At 66.5% G+C, this 19,721-nt stretch carries 14 protein-coding genes, 2 tRNA genes and 1 pseudogene; 7 read left to right on the top strand and 10 right to left on the bottom strand.

The window, feature by feature from the left end; all coding sequences use genetic code 11:
* Positions 1 to 1,098: 1,098 nt before the first annotated feature.
* Complete coding sequence (locus tag ACLJQ7_RS33940; protein ID WP_410652234.1) at positions 1,099 to 2,184, top strand: cytochrome P450; 1,086 nt, start codon at positions 1,099 to 1,101, stop codon at positions 2,182 to 2,184.
* Positions 2,185 to 2,325: 141 nt separating this feature from the next.
* Complete coding sequence (locus tag ACLJQ7_RS33935; protein ID WP_410652233.1) at positions 2,326 to 2,697, top strand: hypothetical protein; 372 nt, start codon at positions 2,326 to 2,328, stop codon at positions 2,695 to 2,697.
* Positions 2,698 to 3,599: 902 nt separating this feature from the next.
* Here the strand turns inward: ACLJQ7_RS33935 and ACLJQ7_RS33930 are convergent.
* From ACLJQ7_RS33930 to ACLJQ7_RS33910, 5 genes are all read right to left on the bottom strand, one after another.
* Positions 3,600 to 4,025 (bottom strand): ester cyclase, encoded by a 426-nt coding sequence (locus tag ACLJQ7_RS33930; protein WP_410652232.1) that lies wholly within the window; start codon positions 4,023 to 4,025, stop codon positions 3,600 to 3,602.
* A gap of 911 nt (positions 4,026 to 4,936) precedes the next feature.
* On the bottom strand, positions 4,937 to 6,280 hold the full coding sequence (gene gdhA, locus ACLJQ7_RS33925) for an NADP-specific glutamate dehydrogenase (RefSeq protein ID WP_410652231.1): 1,344 nt from the start codon (positions 6,278 to 6,280) through the stop codon (positions 4,937 to 4,939).
* 15 nt (positions 6,281 to 6,295) lie between these two features.
* Positions 6,296 to 7,735 (bottom strand): short-chain fatty acid transporter, encoded by a 1,440-nt coding sequence (locus tag ACLJQ7_RS33920; protein ID WP_410652230.1) that lies wholly within the window; start codon positions 7,733 to 7,735, stop codon positions 6,296 to 6,298.
* Between the two features lie 17 nt (positions 7,736 to 7,752).
* Positions 7,753 to 8,694: an ornithine cyclodeaminase family protein gene (locus tag ACLJQ7_RS33915; protein ID WP_410652229.1), complete on the bottom strand. Its 942-nt coding sequence runs from the start codon at positions 8,692 to 8,694 to the stop codon at positions 7,753 to 7,755.
* Positions 8,695 to 8,710: 16 nt separating this feature from the next.
* Positions 8,711 to 12,067, bottom strand: a complete 3,357-nt coding sequence (locus ACLJQ7_RS33910) for a molybdopterin-dependent oxidoreductase (protein WP_410652228.1) — start codon at positions 12,065 to 12,067, stop codon at positions 8,711 to 8,713.
* Between the two features lie 105 nt (positions 12,068 to 12,172).
* Here ACLJQ7_RS33910 and ACLJQ7_RS33905 point away from each other — a divergent pair, with 105 nt between their 5' ends.
* The 3 genes from ACLJQ7_RS33905 to ACLJQ7_RS33895 all read left to right on the top strand — a co-directional run bounded on the left by ACLJQ7_RS33905 (position 12,173) and on the right by ACLJQ7_RS33895 (position 13,797).
* The gene (locus ACLJQ7_RS33905; RefSeq protein WP_410652227.1) at positions 12,173 to 12,829 is read left to right on the top strand and encodes a GntR family transcriptional regulator; all 657 of its coding nucleotides are present in this window, start codon (positions 12,173 to 12,175) and stop codon (positions 12,827 to 12,829) included.
* A 277-nt stretch (positions 12,830 to 13,106) separates the two neighbouring features.
* The gene (locus tag ACLJQ7_RS33900; RefSeq protein ID WP_410652226.1) at positions 13,107 to 13,226 is read left to right on the top strand and encodes a barstar family protein; all 120 of its coding nucleotides are present in this window, start codon (positions 13,107 to 13,109) and stop codon (positions 13,224 to 13,226) included.
* Positions 13,227 to 13,584: 358 nt separating this feature from the next.
* The gene (locus ACLJQ7_RS33895) at positions 13,585 to 13,797 is read left to right on the top strand and encodes a DUF3072 domain-containing protein (RefSeq protein WP_410652225.1); all 213 of its coding nucleotides are present in this window, start codon (positions 13,585 to 13,587) and stop codon (positions 13,795 to 13,797) included.
* Between the two features lie 269 nt (positions 13,798 to 14,066).
* Here the strand turns inward: ACLJQ7_RS33895 and ACLJQ7_RS33890 are convergent, their stop codons facing one another.
* From ACLJQ7_RS33890 to ACLJQ7_RS33880, 3 genes and pseudogenes are all read right to left on the bottom strand, one after another.
* On the bottom strand, positions 14,067 to 14,786 hold the full coding sequence (locus ACLJQ7_RS33890; protein WP_410652310.1) for a cold-shock protein: 720 nt from the start codon (positions 14,784 to 14,786) through the stop codon (positions 14,067 to 14,069).
* A gap of 30 nt (positions 14,787 to 14,816) precedes the next feature.
* Positions 14,817 to 15,014: pseudogene (locus ACLJQ7_RS33885) on the bottom strand (cold-shock protein); the annotation flags it as partial.
* A 509-nt stretch (positions 15,015 to 15,523) separates the two neighbouring features.
* Positions 15,524 to 15,596: transfer RNA gene (locus tag ACLJQ7_RS33880), tRNA-Lys, on the bottom strand.
* Between the two features lie 194 nt (positions 15,597 to 15,790).
* Between ACLJQ7_RS33880 and ACLJQ7_RS33875 the strand changes: the two genes are divergently transcribed.
* Entirely contained in the window at positions 15,791 to 17,011 is a 1,221-nt protein-coding gene (locus ACLJQ7_RS33875) for a L,D-transpeptidase (RefSeq protein WP_410652224.1), read from the top strand.
* A gap of 263 nt (positions 17,012 to 17,274) precedes the next feature.
* On the opposite strand, the gene ACLJQ7_RS33870 is transcribed toward ACLJQ7_RS33875, so the two are convergent.
* A tRNA-His gene (locus ACLJQ7_RS33870) sits at positions 17,275 to 17,350 on the bottom strand.
* A 78-nt stretch (positions 17,351 to 17,428) separates the two neighbouring features.
* Entirely contained in the window at positions 17,429 to 18,037 is a 609-nt protein-coding gene (gene orn / locus ACLJQ7_RS33865) for an oligoribonuclease (protein ID WP_410652223.1), read from the bottom strand.
* Positions 18,038 to 18,149: 112 nt separating this feature from the next.
* On the opposite strand from orn, the gene ACLJQ7_RS33860 reads away from it, so the two are divergent.
* On the top strand, positions 18,150 to 19,676 hold the full coding sequence (locus tag ACLJQ7_RS33860) for a helicase HerA-like domain-containing protein (protein WP_410652222.1): 1,527 nt from the start codon (positions 18,150 to 18,152) through the stop codon (positions 19,674 to 19,676).
* Positions 19,677 to 19,721: the final 45 nt, after the last annotated feature.

Genomic DNA, 19,721 nt, shown 5'->3' with positions numbered 1-19,721 from the left:
CCGCACTGACGAGGCCGTCGTCCACGAATGTGGCCTGGTCACGGCCACTTTGACTGCGTCAGCATCGGCAGGTGCGGGGTGCGGTTCACGACGAGGGCTGCGGCACTGATCGGCGCCGGATTTCCGTTTCTCCGGGTGAAATGAACTGAGGCGACCACGGCTAAGGTGCTTCGCCCCGACCGTGAGCCCATTTCCTCTTCTCTGATCGACGGCCACAGCCGTCTCCGTCAACGGAAGAGCCACGCCGCCCGCCGCGAAGTAACGACAACACGTCGAGGCTCCGGACTGTTCCCGGCTGTGGCCCCGGGTCTGCTGGCGCTCTTCATGAAGAGTTAGCGGGGTCGCTGAACTCCGGCTCACTCCCGGTGCCGCGCTACGCCCGCGGTACGGGCTAAAACCCTCGACTACTGCCTCGGAATCCGACGGCGTCGCCGACAAGCACACGACGACCGTCTTCAAGGGCGAGGGAATCGACCCCGTCGTCCAACTGCGGTCACACCCCGGCCTCGGTCCAGTCCCGCAACCGGCGCCGGCTCGACAGTGACTTGAACCAACTGCTCCACCAAGTACCTCCACGAACACCACTCCGCAGGTGCTCAAGTGTGCGCACGTGCGCTCCCATCATTCTCCACAACACCATATATACGGCCGAAAAGTGGGCATATATGCCGCTCATATGTGCGTTCTATCGGGTTTGTCCGGGTGCACGTGATGGATCCCATAGCGCCGGACCCGGGTGCCTGGACAGACTTGTGACCAGTTGGGGCTCGAACCGCACCCGATGACCCGGTGGGCCATCGCGAGCCGTAAGGGTGCGCTGATGAGCTGGACGCCCCCATGGTCGGCGCTCTTGCCCGAAGGGACTCGTTCGACCTGGTCCTCGGGCAATCCGGCGTGCTGCCGATGCAGAGTTCGGTATCCGCTGCTACCTCTGGACAAGGCAGTTCCGTCACAGAGAGGACCATGCCCGTGCCATCGCCCACGCTCCCTTTGCCGAATTCGGCGTGTCCCTTCGGACCCGCTCCGGAGATCAGTGTCATCCGGGACGGCCCATCGCTGCCCCGGGTCTCGTGCCCCACTGGGATCGACGCGTGGCTGGTGACCCGCTACGCGGACGTCCGCGAAGTACTCGGCGACACCGGCCGGTTCAGCGTCCGGGCCGGCATGGCCGGGCACATCCTGGCGAACACCCCGCCGGACGCCCCGGCCGCCCCCGGCGACTTTTCCCGGATGGACGGTGCCGACCACGTCAGATTCCGCCGCGCGCTCGCCCCTGCGATGGTGACCGCGAAGCGAATGGCCGCGATTCGACCCGTGGTGCGACGCATCGTCGATGACGCACTCGACGACCTCGCTACCTCTGCGCAACCGGTCGACCTGCACGAGCGATTCGCCAAGCCGGTCAGCTCGGCCGTGATGGCCGAGTTGCTCGGTGTGCCCGCATCGGAGCGTAAGCTGCTTCTCCACTCGGCCGAGGCCCTGTTCCGGGGTGACGCCGACGACCTGGAGCAGGCGACGGCCCCGCTTTACGCCTGCGTGCAGGAGCTGATCACCCGGCGCCGGACCGCGCCGGCCGAAGACGTACTCGGCGTCCTCGTCGGCCACGCCGGGAACTTCACGGACCTGGAACTGCTCGTCGCGGCCATCAGCGTGTTGCTCGCCGGCCACGACACCGTCGCGAGCATGATCAGTCACGGAGCTTTCGCGCTGCTGGCAGATCCCTCGCGGTTCGCTCTGCTCCGTGAAGACCCCGCGCTGATACCCGGAGCGGTCGAGGAAACGGTGCGGCTGCTCGGCGTGGGACCCGGGCGAATGCGCGTGGCCGTGACCGATACCGAGGTCGCCGGAACACCGATCGCTGCCGGAGACTACGTCGTGGTCTCCATCCAGGGCGCCAACCACGATCCGGCCCAGTTCCCCGATCCCGGCAGGCTCGACATCCACCGCGACCACCGACGGCACCTCGGCTGGGGCTTCGGCCCGCACCGATGCGTCGGACAGCCGCTGGCTCAGCTGGAACTCACCGTGGTCTTCGAGGCCCTGACGCGCCGTATCCCGTCTCTGCGCCTCGCGGTGCCGATCGAGGACATCGAGCTCAAGACCGACACTCCCAACACCTCGCCGGCGCACCTGCCCGTCGCCTGGGAGGAAATCCGGCCCGGTTGTCCTCCACCCGCGCCCTGAATAACGCTTTCGGGCAGTCGCCGTTGTACTGAACGGGCAGTGCCCGGCGAATGTATCGCGTGGTGGCGTCGTTTTTCGGAAGAATGAGGACGTAGACAAGGACAAGCCAGTCCGGCTTTCAAGGAGAGGAACGTACAGCCGATGTCTTCGCTGACACGAAAAGTCGCCGCAGGTGCGACCGTGATCGTCCTCGGTGCTCTTGCGATGGGTGGGCAGGCGGCTGCCGCGCCTGCCGGTTCCACGCTGTTCAGCTTGTGCAACAACGGAAATGGGGACTATGCGGTGACGGCCGTGTTCCCGGAAAGTGGCGGCTTCACCAGCACCATCGTCACCGTCAACAGTTGTTGGAAGGGCAACCGGTTCCGCGGCGAGCGCTATTTCCTGAACGTCATTTCGACCCGAAACAGCAACGACAGGTACATCGAAGGGCAAAACTACACGAACAACTCGGACTACACGGACGTAAGCACCAAGGGGTCCTTTCTGGACTTCCAGTACGTGAAGAACGGTTAGGATCGCCGTAGCCGCTCAAAGGCTGCCCGCCGGTGCGGCGGAACCCGAGTCGGTGAATCCGGGTTTCTGTCGGCAGTGTCGCCGGTTCGCCTTCGTGCCGGTTGCACTCGGGCGGACCGGTGATGCCACTGTGGTGAACCTGGACCTGTCGAATCATCGAGGGCGAGGCAGATGTCGTACGCGGTGGGCGGTCTGCCAGCGGTCGCGGACCGCCGACCACCGGACACGTTTGCCTCAACCCTCGAAAGAACGATCAGCGCCACTCGCGACCCTCCGGGCAGAGCGCCCAAACCGGTCACAAACGTGGACTTGGTGTGTCCCTTACGGACTATGAATCACGATCGGCCCGGCAGGCCGGTCCCTCGCGCGCATCACGCCACCTCGAGCCCTTCCCCCTTGCTGGCTCAGGACCGGGCGGGCGCCCGTTGATCATCCGATTCGTGCCTATCCGCACCGTTCTCGCCCAGGCCGCGGCCGCCGGCAGTCGACTCATCCGCCCGGATGACCCGACAGCACCATCAGGCGTCCCGAAAGTGGCTTCGCGACACGCCGCGTTCGTCTCGCCTCTCACTGTCTGCCGCACCCCGCGGGGCAGGGCCTCAACTCCGCCGCGTATCTGCGCGTGCCGGCCCTAGGCTGGCCGGCCGGCTATGGCCGCTCCGGACGGCATCTGTATGCCGCATACCGGCGGCATACAGATGCAACAAGGGGGTGATGTGGTAGGTGCCTCGTGGACCCCGGTCGAGCAGGCTGGCCATCGCAAGTGCATCGAGTGCCCGCCGGGTACGTTCCATCGGCCAGTCACCCGCCACCGCCGCGGCCGTCACCGAATCACCCTCCAGCCCCCCGAGACGCCCGAACACCTCGACGCTGATCAGCGCGGTCTTCCGCCAGTGCCGTGCTCAGGATGCCGGGGTGAAGGTGAGCCCGAGTTGGTGGGCGAGACCGAAGTGGTCCTCCAGGTGCCTGCTCCACACGATCCGGCCGTGCTCCAGCCGGTGGACATCGATGGCCTGGAACTCGACCTGCCTCCCGGTCCCGGCCACGCCCAGCAGTTCGCCGGTGTGGACCCCGCGGCACGTGCTGCTCACGGCGACTCGGTCACCGTCCACGACGACGTCCTCGATGACGAGTTCGAGGTCGCTGAGCGCCGTGCGCAGGTAGGTGACGGTGGCCTTCCAGCCCTCGGGGCCGTCGATGCTCAGCGCGGGCACGGCCTCCCAGCCGGGCGCGAGCACGGCGTCGACGAGCGTCAGGTCGCCGGTGCTCAGCGTGTCGTAGAACCGCCTGATCACGGTGGCGGCCTCGGACATGGTGGTGTCGGACATGCGGGGGAGCTCCTTGAATGGTTCGATGATCCAGTCATCGGTGAATTTTACCGTACCGTTTACTTGTGGGAACTGTGCGAAGTGAACAGAACCCATTTGTCTGCCGGTTGAGAACTTCTCCAGCCACATCTGCCGCCGTTGCCCGACTTGGTGCAGACGGCGTACTCGCCGGCATTTGCGAAACATTGCTCATAGTGCGAGGTGTGTCAAAGGTGTCGTGTTCGGGTGCGGTGCCGGACGGCCGAAATCCACGCAGTCCGGCGAGACCGTCCCTGTCCCTGTCACGGCCGGTTCAGGAAGGTGTGTGGAATCAGGGACTATCGACGTCCCTGATCCCATGCCCTCCAATCGACGCCACCTTTACCTCACCCCTCATGACTTGGGCCGTTGATCGGATGCACTGTGATGTTCGGGAAATCGTTCCTGCCTGCGCGCGGAACCTTGTCGGTCGTCGCCGCAGTGCCGACCCTTGGTGTTTCGAGTCAACTGAATCCTCCGCGACCTGGTTTTCCAGGCGTGACGAACCCGATTCGTATCACTGTTGCATTATCGCGGCGATCGATGTTCTCGCGCGATACAAGCGCTGAAGAACTGCCCGCCGGGCCAGTGGGGCCTGGCGGTCGGGACAATGTCGACGGGGTGAGCGGCGTCGAGGCGGACAGTGGAGTATTCTCCGCTTTTCCCGGACCATCCCGCTGAGTGCGGTGCAAATGCCCCGCGGTGGTGCCGCCGTGACCGGTGCTCCACGTTCGCTCCTCTCGAATCCGGACGGCATGGGTGATCTGATGACAAATTCCCGCTCAGTCTGGTCGAAACGCGCGTTTCGTTGTCATTTGCGGCTGGATTCGGCCGCAAATCTGCTTTTTTCGGGCGAAAGGGGCGAGGCGGTGGGGAGCCACCACGTCGCGGTCTCAGATGTAACCGTTCGCCTCCATCGCGGCGACGACGGTACGGAATCCGGCGATGTTGGCGCCGGTGACGTAGTCGCCGGGCAGCCCGTGTTCTTCGGCGGTGCCGAGGCATTCGGTATGGATGTCTTCCATGACCTTCCGGAGAGTCCGATCCGTATGGGCGAAGGTCCAGCGGTCGCGTGCGGCGTTCTGCCTCATCTCCAGGGCGGAGGTGGCCACACCGCCTGCGTTGGCTGCCTTGCCCGGCGCCAACGCGACGCCCGCTTCGCGGAAGATCCGCACGGCGGCAGGAGTGCAGGGCATGTTGGCGCCTTCGGCGACCGCTCGCACGTCGTTCTTGACCAGTCCGAGCGCGTCCTGTTCGTCGATTTCGTTCTGGGTGGCGCAGGGAAGAGCGACGTCACAAGGCACGTCCCAAGGTGACGCGCCGGGGAAGAAGCGCGCGGACGGTACGTGTTCCGGGTAGGCGGACAGTCGTTCGCGGCGGGTGACCTTGAGGTCTCGGAGCACCTTGACGTCGATCCCGGCCGGGTCGTGGACATAGCCACCCGAGTCCGAGCACACGACGGGTGTCGCACCGAGTTCGCGGAGTTTGGCGATCGCGTGAAAGGCGACGTTTCCGGATCCGGACACCACGGCCGTGTAGCTGTCGAGGGACTCTCCTCTGGCTGCCAGCATCGCCTGAAGGAAGTACACGGTGCCGTACCCGGTTGCTTCTGGGCGCGCGGGGATCCCACCGAGCAAGGGGTCCTTGCCCGTCAGCGTGCCGGAGTCGTAGCGATTGGTCAGGCGCTTGTACTGACCGAACAGGTAGCCGATCTCGCGTGAGCCGACGCCGATGTCGCCGGCGGGTACGTCGGTGGCGGGACCGATGTGCCGGTGGAGTTCGGTCATGAATGCCTGGCAGAAGCTCATGATCTCGGTATCGGTGCGGCCGGTCGGGTCGAAATCGGATCCACCTTTACCCGCACCGATGCCGAGGCCGGTGAGGGCGTTTTTGAAGATCTGTTCGAAGGCCAGGAACTTGATCGTGCCGAGGGTGACATCGCGATGGAATCGCAGTCCGCCCTTGTACGGCCCCAGGGCTGAGTTGAAGCCGACCCGGAAGCCGCGGTTGACCTGGACACGCCTGGAGTCGTCGGTCCAGACGACGCGGAACATCAGTTGCCGCTCCGGCTCGCACAGCCGTTCAAGAATCGCCGCGTCGCGCAGGTCGGGGTTGCGGCGCAGCACGGGCTGGATGGCGTCGAGGACTTCGAAGACGGCCTGGTGGAATTCGGTTTCGGCCGGGTTCTTCCGGACGATCGCTTCGTACAGCGTGCTCGAAACGCTGTCCAGGGTCATGACTGTGCCTCCACGTCAGGGCAGGATGGGCGGGTGGTAGGGCAAGGTCGCCGACAGCAACGTCAGCAGTCCGAGCACGATCGGGAACAACGCGATGAGGTAGACGAACGTGTAGCCGACGATGTCGCGCGCCTTGAGGGAAAGAACCCCGAGCAGCGGCAACATCCAGAAGGGATTGATCAGATTGGGCAGCGCCTCGCTGGCGTTGTAGATCTGCACCGTCCAGCCGAGGTTCACGTGCGCGTCGTTCGCGGCCTGCATCACGTACGGTGCCTCGATGATCCATTTACCACCGCCTGAGGGGATCACGAAGCCGAGCACCACCGAGTAGACGCCGATCAACAGCGGAAACGTGGTGTCGTTTCCCGCGGAGGTGAAGATCGCGGCGAGGTGGTGGGAGATCGACGTACCGGCACCGTCGGTCGCCTTGGTCATGATCGCGGCGATACCGGCGTAGAACGGGAACTGGATGAGGACACCGCCGGTCGCGGGGACTGCTTTGGTGACCGCCGAAAGGAATCGGCGCGGGCGCCAGTGCAGCAACAGGCCGAGCGTGAGGAACAGCAGGTTGTAGGTGTTGAGGCCGGAAATCGCGACGATGGGGTCGTTGTCGGCGAACTCCTGAACAGCCCAGCCTCCGACCAGTGCGACGACGACGATCGTCAGCAGCGGGCTGTACTCGAGCCATTCGCCGGGACGTGACCGCGGAGTGTCGTCCTCGACGGGATCACGCGGGTCGATGCCCAGATCCGCCGCGGTGCGCGCGACCGATGCGCGAGGAGCCGTCAGGAACGCGACGATCACGCACACGACCACGACGACCGCGGCGAGCAGGAGGGACTGCCAGGCGAAGATGGTCTCCCGGAAGGGGATGACGCCGGTGACCGGGAGCAGCGATTTGGGGATACTGGCGGGGTTGGCCTGGAGTTGCGCGGCGGAGGAGCTGAGACCGAGCGCCCAGCTCCCGCCGAGGCCGAGATAGGCGGCGGCGGACGCGGCCCGGTAGTCCATGCGCAGGTCGTGCCGTTCCGCGAGCCGCCGCACCAGAAGCGCGCTGAAGATGAGGCTGAACCCCCAGTTCAGGAGCGCTGACAACAGGCTGACCGCGGCGACCATGGCGATGGCCGCGCGCGGGTCGCCGGGGACGCGGGCGAGCCGGGTGATGGCTTTGCGGACCGGCCCGGCGGTGGCGACGACGTAACCGCCGATGGCGACCATGGCCATTTGCATGGTGAAGGGGATCAGATCCCAGAACCCGTCCCCGAACACGGTCGCGACCTTGGCGGGTGACGAACCGATCCCCATCGCGGCGACTGCGACGACCGCGACGGTGAGCAGCGCGAAGACGAGTGTGTTGGGGAACCATTTTTCCGACCAGGCCGCACTGCGGGTGGCGATGCGGGCCAGACGGCCGCGGGGCGGCTCGGTGATGAAGGGTGAATCGGACGATGTCATGCGGGGCTCCCAGTGGATCAGCCGACCGGCTGGACACGGCTGCGATGGACGAGGGCCGCGGCCGCCAAGTCGGCCAGCGCTGTTCCCACTGCCTTGAACACGGTGATCTGGCGGTCATCCCTGCGGCCGAGTGCTTCCCTGCGGCAGAGCTGCGGGAGGGTGGCCGCTACGGCATCGCGGGTGATGATGCCGTCGGCGAGGGGCTGGGTGAGGTCGCCGGACTCGTCGAGTGCGATCTCGCTGTCGATGTACAGCGATCCGCGGGTCAGGCAGATGTCGTCGGCTTCACGCATGTCCCGGCGGAAGCTGCCGACGAGGTCGAGATGTGTGCCAGGGGTCAACAGCTCACCGCGGATGATCGGGCTGGTGGCGAGTGTGGCGCACGAGATCACGTCGGCCCGGGGGATCGCCGTGTCGAGGTCGTCGGCGACATGGGCGTCCACACCGGACTCCTGGAGCCTGGTGACCAGGGCGGCGGCGGCTTCGCGACGCTGATCGTGCACGAAGACGGTGCGGATGCCGAGTACGGCCGCGTGGGCCTCGGCGGCGAGGGATCCGATATGGCCGGCGCCGACCACGAGGTGGACGCGGCTGTCCGGACGAGCGAGGTAAGAGGAGGCGAGTGCCGCGGTGGCGACCGTGCGCCGGCGGGTCAGTTCGTTCCCGTCGATGACCCCGAGGTGTTCCCCGGTGCTCGCACTGGCGAGAACGTAGGCCGAGGACAGCGCGGGGCGGCCACTCGCACTGTTTTCGGGGAAGACGTTCACCAGCTTGACCCCGAGCAGGTCACCTGAGCGCCAGGAAGGCATCAGCAGCAACGTGGAGCCTGCCGCCTTGTCGATCTGGTGGTGGTGGCGTGGGGGAGTGGTGGCCCCGCGAGCAAGACCTTCGCGAAGGGCGGGAATCAGCGCGCCGAAGGGCAATGCGGCGGCGGTTTCCTCGGCGGAGACGGTGTACACGGCGGTCCTTTCTCGTTCACGCGTCGAGCACAAGGTCTGATGTCGGCACGGATTGACAGGTGAGGCAGTGGTCGTCAGGGAGATCCTCGGATGGCGTGACGAGATGCGAGACCGTCCCGGCGAGCACGGGGACCGAACAGCTCTCGCACTGGCCGACGCGACAGCCGCTCGGCATCGGGATCCCGCTCTTCTCGGCCAGCTGCAGCAGCGTGCCGTCGGACTTGGTCCAGGTGATCTCACGTCCGGTACGGGCGAACCGCACGATTGCGGTGGCGTCATCGGAAATCCGTATCGGCGCGGGTCGCGCGTGGAACTTCTCGCTGAAGATGTCGAACCGCGGGACTCCCCGTGCGACGAGGCCGGCGGTCGCGTCTTCGAGCATGGTCTCGGGTCCGCACAGGTAGAAGCGCGCACGCTCGCGGATCAGTGCGGCATCGACACTTTCGGCCGATATCCGTCCACGTGCGCCGTATCGGTCTCCGGGGGACGGCCGACTGTAGTGGTCGATGACGCGGACTGTGGGTAGTACCGCGGTGAGCGCGGCGAGCCGGTCACGAAACGCGTGCCTCGCACCGTCCCGGTTGCCATAGTGCAGGACGATCTCGGGTGCGGTCGTGGGCAGCTCGGCAAGGGTTTCGAGGTAGCTCAGGAACGGAGTGATGCCGATTCCGGCGGCCAGGAGCACGATCGGTCGCGTATGGATGAGCGGTATGGCGAAACCACCGGATGGTGGCGTTACCAGCACCCTTTCACCGGGACGTAACCGCTCGTGGACAGTCGGGGAGAAGCGGCCGCCGTCGACCCGTCGTACCGCGAGCGCGTACGTGGTGTGTGCTTCCGTCGCGGCCCCGATGAGGGAATAACTACGGGTAAGGCCGGGATCGTCGCGCCAGGCCACCGTTACGTGCTGCCCTGCGCGGAACGCCGGCAGCGGGTCGTCATCGACGGGACGCAGTTCGACGGACATGATCTCGTCCGTTTCGAAGGCGGTGTTCTCGACCACGAATTCACGCTGGGCCGTCCAGGGCGCGAGCTCGTCCGCTTGGATGTCGCAGAAAGTCGAGCGCAAGCCCACGGAGCCACTGACCGGGTCCCGTTCCCCGTCGCCGATCAGCAGGTTGTAGTTGGTGCCGCCGTCGTCGAGTGGGTTCGAGCCCGGCAATGCCAGGTCGGGCGCGGGTTGCCACCAGCCGTATTCGGCGACGACGACGTCGCGGTGCAGCGCCGGGTCGATCCGTGCCCGCATCCGGATGGTGGCTCGCGAGGTCGTGATGCTGATCCATTGCCCGTCCACGATCCCGCGGTCATGGGCGAGTTCGGTGCTCAGCTCGACGGTCGGTTCGGGAAATCGCTTCCGTAGCGAAGAAATCCCGTGGTGCTGGCTATGGCAGAAGTAGCCGTTCTTGGCGCAGGTGAGCACGAGCGGATACCGGGGATCGGGTGCCGGTGGGTGCGCGTCCGGAACGGGTGACTGCCCGTGCTCCGCGAGCCGCTCGGAGTACAGTTCGACCCGACGCGTGGGCGTGGCGAACCCTGCCACCGACCCATCCTCCGATTTCTCGGCGTACTTGCGGTGGCGGGTTCTCAGCGGCAGGTCGATTCCGCCGGGTCGGCGACGGAGTTCTTCGGTGGTGACGCCGAGCGGGCCGAGCTGGTGGTCCCAGCCGTCCTCGACGTGGCCGCCGAAGAAATCGTTCTCGAATCCGAGCCGTACCGCCAGGTCGAAGACGACTTCTGTGTCCGAACGCGATTCGCCGACAGGGGCGGTCATCCGTGGTCGCAGCTGGACTCGTTCCTGGGCGGCGCGAGTGATCTCGAAGCCCACCTTGATCGCCTCGTGTTCCCAAGGCGTCTGTACCGGGAGAAGAAGGTCCGCGAACCGCGAGGTGGGGTTCTCGAAAAGGTCGAGGTGAACGCCGAAGTCCAGGCTGCGTAACGCTTCCGCGGTCCGCCGTGGATCAGGTTGCGACAGCAGGAGATTTCCGCCGAACGAAACCAGTGCGCGTACCGGGTAGGGCTCACGTTCGAGGACCGCGTGACAGAAGTCGCGTGCGTTGATCCAACCTTGTGCCTGCGGGCCCAGCGGAAACCGGTCCAGCCCCAGAGCCTTGGCTCGTTGCGGCTCGCCGAGCTGATCGGGCGAGGTCACCGGGTTGACGGGAAGCTTGGGCAGGATCACGTTACCGCCCGGGACATCGAAGCTGCCGGTGAGCGCGTAGAGCGTGGCGATCGCCCGCTCGGTTTGCGTGGCGTTCGTGTGTTGGCCGACGCCGGACCACACGGCGTAGGAAACCGACCGAGCAGCGGCCAGTTCCGCGGCGAAGGCTTCGATGGCGGCCGGGTCGACCGTGGTCACGGCCGCCGTCCGGTCCAGCGACCAGGCACGGCACGCCTGGGCGTAGTGGTCGAACGCCGGCACGCAGTCCACCGGCCCTGTCCGGGTGGTCACTCGTCGACGTCCCGTCAGAGCGAACCGCTCCGGTCGGGAGGCCGCCTGCGTGGTGTCGAACGGTTCGGGTCGTCCCGCCAGTTCGTCCCAAACCACGTAGCCGGACAGCTCGGGATCGACGTCCTTTGCTTGGAGGAACCCGCCGGTGTCGATCCGGACCAGCAGCGGTCCGTTGGTCCACGCCCGCACGAACGCCTCGTCGTGACCTCGCGTGGAGAGCAACTGCCCGGCGACTCCGAGGGCGAGGGCGCCGTCGGTCCCGGGCCGAACTCGCAGCCAATGATCGGCTTGGAGCGCGCTCGCGGACCGTCGAGGGTCGATCACGACGAGTATCGCCCCTCGGGCGCGTGCTTCAGCCAGCGCTGCGGATTGAGCCAACCAGGACTTCGCCGGGTTGTGGCCCCACAGGACAGCGAGATCGGTACTCGCGTAGTCCGGGGCCGGCAGTCCGCTGCCGAACGTGAAGGCATGCGCGAAGTCCTTGTGCCAGTTGCAGATCTCAGTCGAGTACAGCGTGTTCGGGCTGCCGAAGCGCCGGATGAACCGTTCCACCCAGTCGATCGAATCCGACATCGGTGTTCCGCTGGGGGAGGTCACAGAGAAGGCGACCGCCTCGGCTCCATCGCGTGCCCGGATCGTGCCCAGCCTTTCGGCTACCTCGGTCATGGCCTCCTCCCAACCGATCTCTCGCCAGCGTGGGTCGGGATCGGATTTGGGGGTGGTCCGCCGCAGAGGACTGCGCAAGCGTTCGGTGGAGTACACGAGTTCGGGGGCCGCCCTGCCTTTGGGGCAAAGGGCGGCCCCGGTGGGGTGCGTGGGATCCGGCCGGGCACTGACGAGCAAGCCGTTGTCGACCGTGTAGACCGCTCCGCACCGCGAGCGGCACAACGTGCAGTAACCCCGCACTTCAGACGCATCCGTCATAAGTTACTCCCAAGTAACCGGCTACCGGTTACCGTTCACCGGTAACGAGTAAGATGCGCCTGGAGGATGCGGAAGTCAAGCTCTGTGGAATGAAGGGGGTGGGTCTTGACGGAAAACGGAGCGGTTCGCCTGCAGCACACGAACCTGCGGGACCAGGTTCTCGAGGTGGTTCGACAGGCGATGGTGTCCGGTGAAATCCGGCCGGGTGACATCTATTCCGCGGCTGCGCTGGCGACGCGACTGGGCGTGTCCAGTAGTCCGGTGCGGGAAGCGTTGTTGACGCTGGTGAACCAGGGGCTGATGGAACCTGTGCGGAACCGGGGCTACCGGGTCGTAGCGATGGAAGAGCAAGACCTCGACGAGATCTACGAGATGCGTCAGCTCCTGGAGGTGCCGGGAACGTTGTCCGCGGCTGCGAAAGCGGTGCCGGCGGACCTTGAGCGCCTCGGCGACCTGGCCGGAGAGATCGAGCGCGCCGCTCGCGCGGGTGACGTCGCCGGCTTCCTTGACGCGGACAGGCGGTTCCACCTGGCCCTTCTCTCGCTCGCGGGCAACCGCCGACTGCTGGACAGTATCGCCAACTTGCGTGATCAGACCCGGCTGTACGGCCTGGAGAAGCTGGCGGAAAGCGGCCGGCTCACCGGAGCGGCCGACGAACATCGAGAGATCCTTGCCGCGATCGCGGCGCAGGACTGGGACGCCTTGGAGAACCTGATGCACGCCCACTTGCGGCACACCCGCGCTGACTGGGCCGCCGGGTGACGCACGTGTGGCCTGCCGAACGAAGCCGGCACGCCAACACGGTGGACCATGGTCAGGTCTTGGTGCCCGACCGGCCGGCTCGTCAGAGCCACTGTCCATCACGGAACGCCGTCGGGAATCCTGGAGCATTGGCGCACCGCACGGCCGCGCCGGCGGAATCTGTGGACCTGCCACGACTGAGAGCTGCGGCACCGGTGGGCAGGGGTGGCGCATGGGCACAGGTTCAGTGCATCCGACGGGGCCATCCGGCAACACTTTTGATCTCGACGGACGGTTCGTGACCGACATCGAGGGGTTCTACCGCGCGATCGGCGAGCCGATCGACGGTCCAGGCGGATACTTTGGTTGGAACCTCGGCGCCCTGGAGGACTGCCTCCACGGTGATTTCGGCACGTAGGCCCCGTTTCAATTAGGCGTCGGCCAGGCTCTGCGATCACCCTCGAATGCCTCCTCGACATGCTCACGACGTACCGGATCGAGGTCGACCTGCGCTGAGCCGTGCGGCCGGCCACAGCTGTCGGGCGCTCGCCGATACGCCTGGCTGGAGCTGGCGGGTGAATGATCTCTACGTTTGAGATGCCGCCCTGGTTCAGACAGTCTTCGGCGAGATCCCGCACGTGCCAGTGGAAGTCCGACGCTCCTGTTGCGTCGCCGATGGCGATCAGGGGGCGAGCTGCTTCCCGTCTGGGGAGGTGTGTTTTCTTGCTCAGGTGGGTAGTACTCGCATGACCGTGTGACTTCCCGAAGGATGGCGAATGAGCGATAACGTGCAGCCAAGTGATGCCCCCAGTCCGGAGAAACCCCGTGAAGACTGGGCGACAGGTGATGAACCGATGACCGGACCCCAGCGTTCGTATCTGAGTACCCTTGCCCAGGAGGCTGGTGAGAAGGTCCCGGACAACTTGAGCAAAGCGGAAGCATCAGAGCTGATCGACCGGCTTCAGAGTGAAACCGGACGCGGCCAGTAGGGAAAGAGCCTGCACCCAACAGATGAGGGCACGGTGCTACGACAGCCCGGGCCCGAAATCGGATTCGATACCTTCAGTGTATGTCCTTAGTGGACTGGCGGGATCGAGCACTGGCGTAGGCGATCCGAAGATCCGCCAGCTGCGCGAGGCTGACGTCGTGCTGCTCTCGCTGTTCGACGGCGCGAACCAGCTTTCCGCGAGTCTCGAGCTGCCATCGAGTCTCCTCCGGCGGTGTCCGGAGTCAGCCGGATACCCGGGCTTCCGCCTCTTCAGAGGCGTTCGATGCGGTCGGCCTGCGGGCCCCGGTCGCTCTGACGCACCGTGTACCGGACTCGGTCACCCTTTTGCAGCGGCTCCGACCCCATGATCACGGACACGTGGGCGAAGAGATCGTCGCCGCCTGCGTCCGGGGTGATGAAGCCGAAGCCGCGGTCGTCGTCGTAGCGCGCGACGACGCCCTCGCCGCCTCGTACGGGCACGTCCCGCGCCGCCGGCCCTGCGGCCGCGGCAGGTGCCGATTGCTGCGGCGCCGTCTGGGGCTCGGTGCCCCGGACCAGGTGCACGTCGCGGGCCTGCGGGCCCTTGTCTCCACTGGTCACCTCGTAGGCGACGCGGTCGCCCTCCGCGAGCCACGTCAGCCCCTCGGCCAGGGCCCGGGCGTGAACGAAGACGTCCCCGGCGCCGGAGTCGGGGTTGATGAACCCGAAGCCCTTGTCCTCGTCGTACCAGGCCACCGTGCCGTCGGCGCCGTCCGTGATACCAGCCGCAGCGGGTGAGCCGGCTCCTGCTCCCAGCGGGATCACGTGCCCGGCCTGCGGGCCGCGCTCGCCTTCGACGATCAGGAAGGCCACCCGCTGCCCCTCGGTGACCACGCCGCCGGTCACGATGGCGGAGCTGTGCACGAAGATGTCGGCGCCGCCGCCGTCCGGCGACGCGAAGCCGTACCCTTTGCCCGGCTCGTACCAGTTGACGGTGCCGAGCAGGCCCACAGCGCTGCCGGTGGCCGCATCGGCGGTGACGCGAACGCGCAGCGCCTGGGGCCCGCGGTCGTTCTCGCCGACCTCGAACACGACGGCCTGACCCTCGCGGAGCACTCTCGCGCCGTCGTCCCCGACGATCTCGGAGGCGTGCACGAACACATCCGGCGAGCCGTCCTCGGGCGCGAGGAAGCCGAAACCCCGTTCGGCGTCGAACCAACGGACGGTCCCTTGCAGCATAAAAGGCTCCAGGTCGAGAGGGCGGGTACTGGCCCCCAGTCTCCCTGACAGACCTCCGGTCCGTCGGACCGGGCCCACAGGCGGGCGGTACGGAGCCAGGGGCGGGCCGTTGGTTCACCTAGCGACACGCCGAGTTTTGAGACCAGGTCTCAAGGCTCAAAGAAGCTGATCCGATCAACGCGCGCGAGGGCAACGGCCAGCTGATCCGCACGCTGAAGGATCGTCGCAACTGGCGCGAGAAGTCCCGGTGCCGACATGAAGGTCGTTCAGGCCATGCTCCGGCACTCCTCGATCACCGTGACCATGGACACCTACACCACCGTCCTGCCCGAGATCGCACTCGCAGCGGCGGAGGCCACGGCCAAACTCGTCCCCAGGAACCCCGCCCGACAGCTCGGGCTCGTCTCGGGCGCGGATCAGACCACAATGGACAGTAAGGAAGTGGAAGAAATGCATCCAGATAACACAAAACCCCACGTCATCGAAACCGAAAACGTGAGGCTTGAGTGTGCGCCATCAGGGACTCGAACCCCGAACCCGCTGGTTAAGAGCCAGCTGCTCTGCCAATTGAGCTAATGGCGCCTGCTTGTCCGCCGCTTTGGTGTTCCCCTCGGCGACGTGGAAAACATTAACACAGGGTTGCTGAGGCCCGTTTCAGGGGGGTCCCCTAGCGGCGGGCCGGGGCGTATTCGGCCATCCGGCCGCGAGCGTTGCGGCCGGTCAGGCAGACTATAGCCAGACGTTGGGGTTGGTACCACGCGAAACGGGCGGTGTGCATGAGGGTCTGGGGAGCGACGGGGCGGTCGCGGGTGGCTGTGACGGCTTTGGTGGCCGGGTTCACTCTGGCGGCGTGCAGCAGTACACCGTCGGGTGAATCACCGTCACAGGGTGGAGCTCCTGGGGGTTCCCAGCAGAGCGCGGCGCCCGCGCCGGCGCCGAAGCCGGCCGTGATGACGCTGACCCCGGCGCAGGGGGCGGCGAACGTGGCGCCCGGCGAGCCGGTGACGGTGGCCGTGGCCGACGGCAAGGTGGGCGAGGTCAAGCTGACCGGCACCGACGGCAAGGTCGTCGTGGGCAAGCCGAAGGAAGACGGTTCGGGCTGGGAATCGGCGGAGCCGCTCGGTTACGGCAAGACCTACACCGTCACCGCGGCCGCGACCGGCACCGACGGCAAGCCGGTCACCTCGACCTCGACGTTCTCCACGGCCAAGCCCGGCCGTCAGATCGGCGTCTCGATCAACCTGGTCGAAGGGGAGACGGTCGGCGTCGGCCTGCCCTTGATCTTCACCTTCACCAGCAACGTGCCGGACAAGGCGGCGACCGAGAAGGCGCTGAAGATCGTCACCGAGCCGCAGGCCGAGGGCGCGTTCCACTGGTTCGGCGAGAAGACCGTGATGTGGCGGCCCAAGGAGTACTTCAAGCCGGGCACGAAGATCTCGGTCAACGCGGCGATCTACGGCAAGAATCTCGGCAACAACACCTTCGGCCGCGAGGACAAGCCCGCCAAGGTGGTCGTCGGTGACAAGCTGGTCGCGACCGCGGACGGCGGCTCGCACCAGATGAAGGTCGTGGTGAACGACCAAGAGGTCAAGCAGATGCCGATCTCGATGGGCAAGCCGTCGAGCAGCACCCCGGCCGGGACCTACACGGTGATGAGCGAGCACACCGGGTACACGATGGACTCCAGCACGTACGGCGTCCCGACGGACAGCAAGGCCGGCTACCGGACCTTCGTGAAGTACGCGGTGCGGATGTCGAACAGCGGCATCTTCTACCACTCGGCGCCGTGGTCGGTCGGTTCCCAGGGCAAGCGGAATGTGAGCCACGGCTGCATCAACCTGTCGACCGAGAACGCGAAGTGGCTGATGGACACCTCGAAGAAGGGCGACATCATCACCGTCACCAACTCGGGCCCGCAGGTGCTGGAGCCCACTGACGGCTGGTCGGTGTGGCAGATGTCGTGGGACGACTGGAAGACCGGCGGCGACCGGAACTGACCCGTTGTCATGAGGGGTCCCCTTAGGACGGAATACGTCCAAAGGGGACCCCTCATGGCGTTCCGGTGCACCTCGCCGCTGGTCTTGTAGCGGCACTTCTGGGACTGGCCTTCGTGGAGTTCGGGTAGCCGGGCTCACCGTCACGGTTGTGCGTCGACATCATCGCCGGCACCGGTATCTGGTTCGCCGGGGGCTCGGACCCCATGAAAAGGCGAAACCCCAGCCTGGTGGGGGCCCGCAAGGGCCCGACCAAACTGGGGTGATGGGGTGAGCGACGGGTTTCGAACCCGCGACCTCCTGGACCACAACCAGGTGCTCTACCAGCTGAGCTACGCCCACCATCGCCGGGCTCGGGAAGCTTCCCCATCACCTCGGCCGCACTATATTAGCGTGCCCGTTTCGGGGGCTCGCAACGGGTTACCGTTCGTGGCGTTCCTGCACTTCAGCGGCCGCGGCCTTGGCCTGTTCGGTGGTCGGGCCGGGCTGCGCGACGAAGGCGACGCGGCGGTAGTAGTCGAGCTCCCCGATGGATTCCTTGATGTCGGCGAGCGCGCGGTGCGCGAGGCCCTTCTCGGGCTTGGCGTAGTAGATCCGCGGGTACCAGCGCCGGACGAGTTCCTTGACCGACGAGACATCGACCATGCGGTAGTGCAGGTGCGCGTCGAGAAGGGGCATGTCGCGGGTGATGAAGCCGCGGTCGGTGGCGATGGAGTTGCCGGCGAGCGGGGCGACGTTGGCCTCGGGCACGTGCGCGCGGATGTACTCGAGCACGCGCTGCTCGGCTTCTTCCATGGTCACGGTGGAGCGCCGGACCTCTTCGGTGAGGCCGGAGTGGGCGTGCATTTCGCGGACGACCTCCGGCATGCCGTCGAGGGCTTCGTCGTCGGCGTGGATGACGATGTCGACCCCTTCGCCGAGGACGTTGAGCTCGGCGTCGGTCACCAGCGCGGCGATTTCGATCAACGCGTCCTTGCCGAGGTCGAGCCCCGTCATCTCGCAGTCGATCCAGACTAGGCGGTCGTTCACCCCGGAACCCTAACCCGACCCGGGGATTCGTGACGCGCGACGTGCGGGTTCGGCGCGTTGCTGGCAGCGTGTGCCTTCTCAGGTGAGTCATGTCACAGACCAGGGAGCGACAGTGGTCGAACAAGGTCCAGCCCAGGAGATCGCGCAGGGGTACGTGAGCGAGGGCGCGGCGGTCGAGCTCGGCGCGGTCGTGATCGACGGCAAGGCCGACGCCGGCGCGGCGGTCCGCCTGCCGCTGGCGACGCTGAACCGACACGGGCTGGTCGCGGGCGCGACCGGTACCGGCAAGACGAAGACCCTGCAGCTGATCGCCGAACAGCTGTCGGCCGCGGGAGTGCCGGTGGTGCTGGCGGACGTGAAGGGTGACCTGTCGGGGCTCGCCGCGCCGGGCGAGAGCAACGACAAGATCGCCAAACGCGCGGACGAACTGGGTGACTCCTGGGCGCCCGCCGCGTTCCCCGTGCAGTTCCTGTCGCTGGGTGCGGGTGGCAAGGGGTCGCCGATCCGGGCGACGATCACGAGTTTCGGCCCGATCCTGCTGTCGAAGGTGCTGGGGCTCAACGAAACCCAGGAGTCGACGCTCGGCCTGATCTTCCACTGGGCCGATCAGCGCGGGCTGGCGCTGCTGGACACGAAGGACCTCCGCTCGGTCATCACGCACCTCACGAGTGACGAGGGCAAGGAGGACCTCAAGGGCATCGGCGGCGTCTCGGCCGCTACGGCCGGGGTGATCCTCCGGGCGCTGTCCAATCTGGAGGCTCAGGGCGGCGAGGACTTCTTCGGCGAGCCCGAGCTGGACGTCCACGACCTGATGCGCGAGGTCGACGGCAAGGCGATGGTGACCTTGCTGGAGCTGGACAACCTCCAGTCGAAACCCGCGCTGTTCTCGACCTTCCTCATGTGGCTGCTGGCCGAGTTGTTCGAGGAGCTGCCCGAGGAGGGTGACCTCGACAAGCCGAAGCTGGTGTTCTTCTTCGACGAGGCGCACCTGCTGTTCAACGACGCGTCGAAGGCGTTCCTGGAGCGCATCGAGCAGACCGTGAAGCTGATCCGGTCGAAGGGCGTCGGCGTGTTCTTCTGCACGCAGCTCCCGACGGACATCCCGAACAACGTCCTGTCCCAGCTGGGCGCGCGGGTCCAGCACGCGTTGCGCGCGTTCACGCCCGAGGACCAGGCCGCGCTGACGAAGACGGTGAAGACGTATCCGAAGACGAAGCACTACGAACTGGACTCGGCGCTGACGTCGCTCGGTATCGGCGAAGCGATCGTCACCGTGCTGTCCGAGCGGGGCGCGCCGACGCCGGTCGCGTGGACCCGCCTCCGCGCGCCGCGTTCGAAGATGGGCTCCATCGGCGCCGAAGCCATCTCCGCGGCGACGACTTCTTCGGACCTGCACGTGAAGTATTCCGAGACGATCGATCGTGAGTCGGCCTACGAGATGCTCGCCGCCAAGGTGGCCGCGCCGCCTGCCGGTGAGGCGCCGCCGCCCGAAGCCCCCGCTCCGAAGCCGGAGAAGCAAGAGCCGGGGATGGTCGAGCAGGCGATGAAGAACCCGGCGGTGAAGTCGTTCCTCCGCTCGGCGGCGAGCGCGCTGGGACGGGAGATCACCCGCGGCCTGTTCGGGAACCGGAGGCGGTGACGAATACCTGACGTGAGCTGTCAGGTATGTCCGGCAAGATCGGTG

The sequence above is a fragment of the Amycolatopsis sp. cmx-4-54 genome (genome assembly GCF_046548895.1).
Taxonomy (GTDB): Bacteria; Actinomycetota; Actinomycetes; order Mycobacteriales; family Pseudonocardiaceae; genus Amycolatopsis.
This window is presented reverse-complemented; position numbering and strand designations above follow the sequence as displayed.